A 9,458-nucleotide genomic window follows, 5' to 3' on the forward strand; every position below is an offset into this window, starting at 1 on the left:
TGCCCCAGCCCCTCACGCCCCGGGGCGCCGCTTCCACACCCGGCGCGCGAGCGTCTTGGACAGGTCCGCCGCCGTCAGCTTCTGCTCGCTCGGCCTGCGGTCCTCGACCGCCTGCGGCCGGTCCACGCCGGGGGTCGAGGAGCCGGTGTGCAGCAGCGACTCCGGCATCGCCCCGCCGACGATCCACGCGTGCTGCCGGTAGATCGAGGCGACCAGCGCCGCGCGCTCGTTCGCGTCCGCCAGCGCGCCCTTCGGCAGCCAGTCGTCGGCCTCCCAGCGCGCCGCCGTGGTCGCCGGGACCCCGGCCGTGGACGCGGCCGCGGCCAGCTCCGCCAGCCTCGGCCGGCGCCCCGCGTCCTGCCGCAGGCCCGCCGCGATCAGCTCCCGGAGCGCCTCCGGGCAGTTGCCGGTGCCCGGGCTGAGGATGTCCGCCGGATCGCCGCCCACCGAGCGGCCGGTCGCCGCGAAGTAGAGGATCTCGGCGACGTCGCGCACGTCCTGCGCGAGCACCGCCTCGTTCGACGCGTAGCGGCCCGGTATCTCGTCCAGCAGCACGCTCGTGGTGCCCTCCCCGCCGCCGCCCTCGATCTCCACCCGGGCGAATCCGAGGTCGACCACGCGCGGGCCGTTCGCGGTGAGCACCACGTCCGGTGGAATCAGGCCCCTGCCGGACAGCCCGACCAGGTGCAGCTCGCCGACCACCTTCGTCAGCGCCAGGGCCAGCCGCCGCACGCCCTCGCGCGGCAGCGCGCCGTACCGGAAGACCGCGTCGGCCAGCGAGGGCCCCGGCTCGTACTGCGTCGCCTGCCACAGCTTGTGCTGCGCGAAGCCCGCCCCGAGCACCGGCGCCACGAACTCGCAGTGCATCGAGCGCGCCACGGTCACCGCGCGCAGGAAGCGCGCCCGGGCCTTCGGATCGGAGCCCACGCCGAAGCGGAACACCTTCACCGCCACCGGCTTGCCCGCGGAGGTGTACGACAGGTACGTCCGGCCGCGCAGGCCCGTCGCCACCATCGCCCGCAGCTCGTACGGGCTGACGTTCTTCGGCGCGTCGGCCCCCACGGGTTCGAACGCGAATGACCCCACGCGACTCACCATCCAGTTGTCAGCGAAGCGGAGCGGAACCGGGCGAAGGCCGGCGGACCCCATCAATACCAGGTGCCGCCGCGGTCCGTGCGCGGCGGTACGGCGACACGCCCCGGAAACGCTCCGTGCGCGGCCGCCTACCGGACCACCTGAAGACTACGGCCGTTCCGACTCCCGGCGCGAGGAGTCGGTCGAAGCCGGCCGAACGCGATATCGTCTAGCCCGAACACTGTCCGGGTCGCCGACTCCGGCCTGCGGACGGCAACTCTCAGTCGGGCGAGCGAAGGGACGGACCCCACGGTGTCGGCAGGAGCAGTCGTCGGACTGATTTTCGCGGTCTTCTTCGCGATCGGGGTGGCCTTCCTCTGCGTCGTGCTGCTGCGCCTCGCCCAGGTGCTCAAGGAGACCAAGCAGCTCGTCGCGGGGATTAGCGAGCAGACGACGCCGCTGCTCGGCGAGATCACCACGACCGTCACCACGGCCAACGAGCAACTCGGCAAGGTCGACGTCATCACGGACAACGTCTCGACCATCTCCACCAACGCCTCGGCGCTCGCCTCCACGTTCTCGGCGACCGTCGGCGGTCCGATGATCAAGGCGGCCGCGTTCTCCTACGGCGTGCGCACGGCGATCACCAACCGCCGGCACGCCGACGTGGAAAAGCGCGTCAAGGCCGAGATCAAGGCCGCGCGCAAGGCCAAGAAGGGGGCGTGAGGAGAGCATGATCAAGCGCGTGTTCTGGGTCGCCCTCGGCGCCACCGTCGGTGTCGTGGCCGTCAACCGGGCCGCCAAGGCGGCCAGGAAGCTGGCCCCGGGCCACCTGGCCGACTCCGCCGGCGCCGTGCCCGGACGGATCGCCGCCGCCTGGCAGGACTTCGCCGAGGACGTCCGCTCCGCGGCCGCCGAGCGGGAGTTCGAGCTGTACCGCACGCTCGCCGCCGACGCCTCCGAGCACGAGAAGCGGGCCTGATCCGCCCAGACCGATTAAATCGGTCATCGCCCTGCGCCCCGGGCTGGAACAATAGGGGTGGTCACTGACCAACCACGCCTAGAGTTGTGAGCGAGAGGTAGTTCGAGATGGACTCCGCAGAGATCCGCCGCCGCTGGATCGACTTCTTCGTCAAGCGCGGGCACGCCGAGATCCCCTCCGCCTCGCTCATCGCCTCCGACCCGACGCTGCTGCTGGTCAACGCCGGCATGGTGCCGTTCAAGCCCTACTTCCTGGCCGAGGAGCCGCCGCCCGCGCCGCGCGCGACCAGCGTGCAGAAGTGCGTGCGCACCCCGGACATCGAGGAGGTCGGCAAGACCACCCGGCACGGCACCTTCTTCCAGATGTGCGGCAACTTCTCCTTCGGCGACTACTTCAAGGAAGGCGCGATCACCTACGCGTGGGAGCTGCTGACCACCCCGGTCGCCGAGGGCGGGTACGGCCTGCCGCCGGAGAAGCTGTGGATCACCGTCTACCAGGACGACGACGAGGCCGAGGCGATCTGGCGGGACAAGATCGGCGTCCCCGCGGAGCGGATCCAGCGCCTCGGCAAGAAGGACAACTTCTGGTCGATGGGCGTGCCCGGCCCCTGCGGCCCCTGCTCCGAGATCAACTACGACCGCGGCCCCGCGTACGGCGAGGAGGGCGGCCCGGCGGTCAACGGCGAGCGCTACCTGGAGATCTGGAACCTGGTCTTCATGCAGTACGAGCGCGGCGAGGGCACCTCGAAGGAGGACTTCGAGATCCTCGGCGACCTGCCGTCCAAGAACATCGACACCGGCCTCGGCCTCGAGCGGCTCGCCACCGTCCTGCAGGGCGTCGACAACCTCTACGAGATCGACACCTCGCGGATGATCCTGGACAAGGCCGCGGAGCTGACCGGCACCGTGTACGGCAAGGACCACCGCACCGACGTCTCGCTGCGCGTGGTGACCGACCACGTGCGCACCTCGCTGATGCTCATCGGCGACGGCGTCACCCCGGGCAACGAGGGCCGCGGCTACGTGCTGCGCCGCATCATGCGCCGCGCGATCCGCAACATGCGGCTGCTCGGCTCGACCGTGCCCACCATGGAGACGCTGATCAACACGGCGATCGAGGCGATGGGCCCGCAGTACCCCGAGCTGGTCACCGACGCCAAGCGGATCCTCGCGGTGGCGACCGGCGAGGAGGCGGCGTTCCTGCAGACGCTGCGCACCGGCACCGGCATCCTGGACAACGCGATCGAGTCGGCCAAGTCCAAGGGCTCCACCACGGTCGGCGCGGCCGAGGCCTTCCAGCTCCACGACACCTTCGGCTTCCCGATCGACCTGACCCTGGAGATGGCGGCCGAGCAGGGCCTGTCCGTGGACGAGGAGGGCTTCCGCCGGCTGATGTCGCAGCAGCGGGCCAACGCCAAGGCGGACGCGAAGGCGAAGAAGACCGGGCACGCGGACGTCTCGGCGTACCGCGAGCTGCTCGACGCCGCGGGCAGGCCGGAGTTCACCGGCTACCGCGAGACCACCAGCGAGGGCGTCGTCAAGGGCCTGCTGGTCGGCGGCGCGGTCAGCGGCAGCGCGGGCAGCGGCCAGGAGATCGAGCTGGTGCTCGACCGCACCCCGTTCTACGCGGAGGGCGGCGGCCAGCTCGCCGACCACGGCCTGATCCGGCTCGGCAACGGCGGGCTGGTCGAGGTGCTCGACGTGCAGAAGCCGGTCGGCGACCTCATCGTGCACCGGGCGATCGTCCGGGACGGCGAGGTGACGGTCGGCCAGGGCGCCGAGGCCGTGGTGGACATCGCGCGCCGCGCGGGCATCTCGCGCGCGCACACCGCGACGCACATGGTGCACAAGGCCTTCCGCGAGCTGCTCGGCGAGACCGCGACCCAGGCCGGCTCGGAGAACTCGCCCGGCCGCTTCCGCTTCGACTTCGCGCACCCGCAGGCCGTCCCGCACTCCGTCCTCGCGGACGCGGAGCAGATGGTCAACGAGGTGCTGCGGGACGACCTGTCGGTCACCGCGGAGATCATGTCGCAGCCCGAGGCGAAGGCCATGGGCGCGATGGCGCTGTTCGGCGAGAAGTACGGCGACCGGGTCCGGGTGGTCTCCGTCGGCGAGTGGGCGCACGAGCTGTGCGGCGGCACGCACGTGTCCAACACCGGCCGGCTCGGCCTGGTCAAGCTGCTGCACGAGTCCTCCATCGGCGCGGGCGTGCGCCGGGTCGAGGCGCTGGTCGGCGCGGACGCGTACAACTTCCTCGCGCGCGAGCACGTGCTGCTGGCGCAGATCTCCGAGGCGGTCAAGGCGCGGCCCGAGGAGCTGCCGGAGCGGATCAACGGCATCATCGGCAAGCTGCGCGAGGCCGAGAAGGAGATCGCCTCGCTGCGCGCCGGCCAGGTGCTCGCGGTGGCCGGCGAGCTCGCCGCGAACCCGGCGGACCTGCGCGGCGTGGCCTACGTGGCGCACCGCGCGCCCGACGGCACCGGTGCCGACGACCTGCGCAAGCTGGCGCTCGACGTGCGCGCCCGGCTCGGCTCGCGGCCCAGCGTGGTCGCGGTCGCGTCGGTGGCGGGCGAGCGCCCGGTGGTCGTCGTGACCACCAGCGAGGCGGCGCGCGAGCAGGGCCTGAAGGCGGGCGTGCTGGCGAAGACCGCGGCGCAGACCCTCGGCGGCGGCGGTGGCGGCAAGGACGACATCGCCCAGGGCGGCGGAACCAACCCGGAGGCGCTGAACGAGGCGCTCGAGGCGGTCGGCCGGAAGATCCTGGGCTGACAGAAGTCGAACGGGTCCGAGTTGGACTGACGCAGCGTCACCGCGTCCCCCTCGATCCGTGTTTATCGAGCACGAAGGACCCCCTCCATGCGACGCTGTGGCATGGAGGGGTTTCCCGTATGCGGGCCGAGGCGGAGCGGAGCGGTAGTTGAGACCCGGTAGAAGACTGGGCGTGGATGTCGGCGCGGTGCGCATCGGCGTGGCCGTGTGCGACCCCGACGGCCTGCTCGCGACCCCGGTGGAGACCGTGCCAGCGGGCGACGGGGATCTCGCCAGGCTCGCCGAGCTGGCGGCCGAGTACGGCGTCGTCGAGGCCGTGGTCGGGCTGCCGCGCTCGCTCTCGGGGGCCGAGGGGCCGGCGGCGGGCAAAGCGCGGGTCTTCGCGGACAAGCTCGTCGGTAAAATCCAGCCCATTCCGGTGCGTTTGGTCGATGAGCGGTTGACAACCGTGACCGCGACCCGTGGACTACGCGAGTCGGGTGTGCGCGGACGAAAGAGCCGGGCGGTGGTGGACCAGGCCGCCGCCGTGGTGATCCTGCAGAACGCACTCGACTCCGAGCGTGCTTCCGGGAGACCCCCCGGTACGCTGGTCGGCCTGGAGCAGGGCCCCGCCGACGACGCGGGCGCCCCGGTGAAGGAGAGCGAATGAGCGACGGCGACTGGTACGGCTACCCGCAGCAGCCGGATCCCTACTCGCAGCCGCAGGACGATCCGTACCAGGCCGCGCAGAACTACGGCAACGCTCCGCAAAGCTCCGGATACGACCAGTACGGGCGTCCGGCCCAGCCGAACCCGCAGCAGCAGTACTACCAGCAGCCCCAGCAGCAGCCCCGGCCGCGCCCGCAGCAGCAGCCGCAGCAGGGTCAGGGTCAAGGGCAGGGCCAGGGTGCGGGCGGATCCGGCCAGTACCGGCAGCAGCGTCCCCCGCAGCGGCCGCGCCCGCAGCCCCAGCCGCAGCAGGGCCAGGGGCAGGCGCAGAACCCGTACTTCCAGCAGCAACAGCAGCAGGGCTACGGCTACGACACCGGCGCGGGGACCTACGGCGGCGGCTACCCGCAGACCGGCTACGACACCGGCGGCTACCCCCGGCAGGACTACCAGCGCTCCGGCTACGACACCTCCGCCGGGTATCCCACTCAGGGCTACGACTCGGCCGCGAGCTACGACGCCGCGAGCTACAACTCAGGCACCTACGACACCGGCCCGTCAGGCACCTACGACACCGGCCCGTCCGGCTCGTACGACACCGGCTCCTCGGGCTCGTACGACACCGGCTCCTCGGGCTCGTACGGCAGCGGCGCGTCGGGCTCCTACGACACCGGCTCGCGCAGCGGCGGCTACCCGACGCGCGGCCGGCAGCAGCCCCAGTCCCCGTCGCGCGACCCGTACTCCGAGCTCGGCGAGCCCGCCGAGCAGACGGACGAGTACGAATACCCGAATCGCGCCGGCCGCCGCCGCGCCCCCGGCCCCGGCACCTCCGGCGAGCAGCCGCAGGTGTCCGCGGACGGCCGGCTCGGCCTGCTCAAGGACGACGAGGCGGCGAGCGAGAACCGCTCCGCGGGCCTGGACGACGACGAGGACGGAGAGGGCCGACGCCGCAGCGGCCGGAGCGGCCGCGGCGGCCGCCCCGACGGCAGGCAGGAGGACGGCGACAAGAAGAAGCCGCGGCGCAGCTGCGTCGTCATCTTCCTGTTCTTCGCGCTGATCGCCGGCGGCCTCGGCTACGGCGCCATCCAGGGCTACGACTGGTACAAGGCGCACTACGGCGCGCCCGCCGACTACAGCTCGACCACCGGCGTCTCGGCCACCGCGATCGTCACGGTCCCGAACAGCGCGAGCGGCACGCAGATCGCCGCGATCCTCTACAACGCGGGCGTCGTCGAGAGCGAGCGCGCCTTCATCCAGGCGTGCAACAACAACGCGCAGTGCCCCAACATCCAGGCGAACACCTACCAGCTGCACAAGCAGATGAGCGCGGCCGCCGCGGTGACCGCGCTGCTCAACACCGCCAACATCTACAACAAGTCGCAGCTGCTGGTGAAGCCCGGCGAGCGCGCGGCCGACGTCTTCGCCGACCTCGAGCAGAAGACCGGCTGGACGCAGGCGCAGATCGTCGCCGCGATCGACAGCGGCAAGATCGACCTGCCCAGCTATGCGACGGCCAAGACCGGGACGAAGTACCCCTTCGCCAACATCGAGGGGATGCTGTTCACCGGCACCTACCAGCTGCCCAGCTACCAGACGCCGACCGCGCTGCTCAAGGCGATGGTCGACCAGCAGGTGGCCATGTTCAACGCGGTCGGCCTCACGCAGAAGGCCTCCTCGGTGGGCATGACGCCGTACCAGGTGCTCATCGTCGCCTCGATGGCCCGCGCCGAGGCCGGCTCCAACGCCGCCGACCTCGCCAAGATCTCCGGCGTGATCTACACCCGGCTCAAGAGCACCAGCTTCTCGAAGCTCGGCTTCGACACCGCCACGCTCTACGGCCTCGGCCGCACCGAGCCGCAGCCGACCGCCGCGGAGCTGGCCGACACGTCCAACCCGTACAACCTGCGCGTGGTCCGCGGCCTGCCGCCGGGCCCGATCGACAGCGTCGATCAGACCGCGCTGATGGGCGCGCTCTCGCCGACCAACACCGGCGACGTGTACTTCTGCGCCGTCAGCGGCACCATCTACTACGCGTCCAACGACACCCAGTGGGCAGCGCTCGGCAAGAAGTACCCGGGGTACTGCGGATGAGCAAGACGACGCGGCGAGCCGCGGTTCTCGGCTCGCCGATCGCCCACTCGCTCTCGCCGGTGCTGCACCGAGCCGCCTACGCGCGGCTCGGCCTCACCGACTGGACGTACGGCAGGTACGAGGTCGACGAGCAGTCGTTCCAGGGCTTCCTCGCAGCCTTGGAGCGCGGCGAACTCGGCGACCCCGCGGACGACGAGGGTACCTGGGCGGGCCTCTCGCTCACGATGCCTCTCAAGCGCGTCGTCATCCCGCTGCTGGACGAGGCGGACCCCACCGCCCTCGCGGTCAACTCCGTCAACACCCTGATCTTCCGACCCGATGGCTCGAAGTACGGCGCCAACACCGACGTCCCCGGCCTCGCGGCCGCCCTGCGCGAGCGCGGCGTCACGGCGGTCCAGGGCGCCGCGGTCCTCGGCGCCGGAGCCACCGCGGGCTCGGCACTCGCCGCACTGTCCGACATGGTCAAGGGCCCCATCACGATCTACGTCCGCAACCCGGCCAAGCTCGCCGAGTTCGAGGGCCTGATCGCCCACTTCGGGATCGACCTCGACCCCAGGCCGTGGTCCGAGGCCCAGGGCGCGGCCGACTTCGAACTCGTCGTCAACACCACCCCCGCCGGCGCCGCCGACGCCCTCGCCGATCACCTGCCGCAGCGTGTGGGCACGTTGTTCGACGTCCTCTACCACCCCTGGCCCACAGCACTCGCCGCCGCCTGGTCCACCCGCGGCGGCGCCGTTCTCGGCGGCCAGGATCTCCTCGTGCACCAGGCCGTGCGCCAGGTCGAGCTGATGACGGGCGTCGAGGGACGCGCGTCGGAGATCCTCGCGGCGATGCGCGAGGCACTGCGGGAAGACTAGGGCCGAGTTGTCCGGCCGGGGCTGCGTGCAGCCCGGCCGCGTGGCGCGCCGTCACCACCGAGCTCGGATCCCCGATGACCGAGCGATGGCCTTAGCAATGACCCCTTAACGTCCTGGATGACCTGTTAACGTCCTGACTAACGGTTCGGGATGACCCCGGTCAGCGCCCCGTCCGCCGCCAGGTTCGCAGTGAACGTGCCGAGGCGCCCTGCGCTCACGACGATGCCGTCGACGCTGCGGCTCCAGTCCCAGCCGTGGTGCTCGACGTAGCCGAGCACGCAGTCCGACGGGTCCTCCTCGAACTTGTCGGCGCCTTCCGTCAGGTAGCGCGCGGCGGTGCCGAGGTCGGGCTCGGCGGTCGGGATCGATTCGTCGAACGCGAGGTAGTAGACGCGGTTCTCATCGCTGAAGGTGTGGCCGATGTAGCCGCGTGCGCCGGCGACGCCCATCGCCGTCCAGGCGAGCATCTCGGCGGCGATCTCGGGGTCGGCGGCGTCCGCTATCCCGGCGAGGTCGAGCACCGGATCCGTCAGCTCCCTGATACCGAGGCGGTCGCCCTGCTCGCGCAGCCGCCTGGCCTGCTCGGTGAGCGCAGGGTTCTGCGACCAGGCCTCGGGTTCGGCCCACGCCCAGACCCAGCGGCCGCACTGCTCGAGCCGGCCCAGCGCGTCGACCCGGAACTCACGGCCCGCCTGGCGGTAGCGGCCAGTCTCGTGGTCCACCGACCACTCGTCCACGGGCATGAACTCGAGGAACGTCTCCACCTGCTCGTAGACCCAGGCCGCGTGGCGGTTACCCGCCGCGGTGAACGCCGGGCTGAAAGTTTCACCCCCGACGCCGTCGTCGCCGACTTCATCGGGCGCTGATTCAACCTTCGGCTCCGGCGCGCCGATCGGCTCCGGCGTCCACAGCCCTGGCTCGGCCTCGAGTACCTCCGGCTTCGCATCGAGCGACGGCGCGGGCACCAGGGGAGCGGACGGCGGCGAGACCAGCGGCGGCGGACTGAACGAAACGGGGGCGGCGGACGGAGTCGGTGCC

At 71.6% G+C, this 9,458-nt stretch carries 8 protein-coding genes; 6 read left to right on the forward strand and 2 right to left on the reverse strand.

Features of this window, described 5'->3' with window-relative positions:
- Nucleotides 1–12: 12 nt before the first annotated feature.
- Entirely contained in the window at nt 13–1,086 is a 1,074-nt protein-coding gene (locus tag KDK95_RS32860) for a serine/threonine-protein kinase (RefSeq protein WP_212522260.1), read from the reverse strand.
- 300 nt (nt 1,087–1,386) lie between these two features.
- On the opposite strand from KDK95_RS32860, the gene KDK95_RS32865 reads away from it, so the two are divergent.
- The 6 genes from KDK95_RS32865 to KDK95_RS32890 all read left to right on the forward strand — a co-directional run bounded on the left by KDK95_RS32865 (nt 1,387) and on the right by KDK95_RS32890 (nt 8,420).
- Nucleotides 1,387–1,800 (forward strand): DUF948 domain-containing protein, encoded by a 414-nt coding sequence (locus KDK95_RS32865; protein ID WP_212522261.1) that lies wholly within the window; start codon nt 1,387–1,389, stop codon nt 1,798–1,800.
- A gap of 7 nt (nt 1,801–1,807) precedes the next feature.
- Nucleotides 1,808–2,056 (forward strand): hypothetical protein, encoded by a 249-nt coding sequence (locus KDK95_RS32870; RefSeq protein ID WP_212522262.1) that lies wholly within the window; start codon nt 1,808–1,810, stop codon nt 2,054–2,056.
- Nucleotides 2,057–2,163: 107 nt separating this feature from the next.
- Nucleotides 2,164–4,824: an alanine--tRNA ligase gene (gene alaS / locus KDK95_RS32875; RefSeq protein ID WP_212522263.1), complete on the forward strand. Its 2,661-nt coding sequence runs from the start codon at nt 2,164–2,166 to the stop codon at nt 4,822–4,824.
- 148 nt (nt 4,825–4,972) lie between these two features.
- Nucleotides 4,973–5,473, forward strand: coding sequence for a Holliday junction resolvase RuvX (gene ruvX, locus KDK95_RS32880; protein WP_212522264.1), 501 nt, complete (start codon nt 4,973–4,975; stop codon nt 5,471–5,473).
- Nucleotides 5,470–7,563, forward strand: coding sequence for an endolytic transglycosylase MltG (locus KDK95_RS37255; RefSeq protein ID WP_212522265.1), 2,094 nt, complete (start codon nt 5,470–5,472; stop codon nt 7,561–7,563). Before ruvX ends, KDK95_RS37255 begins: the two co-directional genes overlap by 4 nt.
- Entirely contained in the window at nt 7,560–8,420 is an 861-nt protein-coding gene (locus tag KDK95_RS32890; protein ID WP_212522266.1) for a shikimate dehydrogenase, read from the forward strand. Before KDK95_RS37255 ends, KDK95_RS32890 begins: the two co-directional genes overlap by 4 nt.
- A 137-nt stretch (nt 8,421–8,557) precedes the next feature.
- On the opposite strand, the gene KDK95_RS32895 is transcribed toward KDK95_RS32890, so the two are convergent.
- Nucleotides 8,558–9,458 (reverse strand): DUF6882 domain-containing protein (locus KDK95_RS32895; protein WP_212522267.1); only part of this gene is annotated, 901 nt, incomplete at its 5' end.

Origin of the sequence: Actinospica acidithermotolerans (assembly GCF_018139625.1) — a bacterium.
Taxonomy (GTDB): domain Bacteria; phylum Actinomycetota; class Actinomycetes; order Streptomycetales; family Catenulisporaceae; genus Actinospica; species Actinospica acidithermotolerans.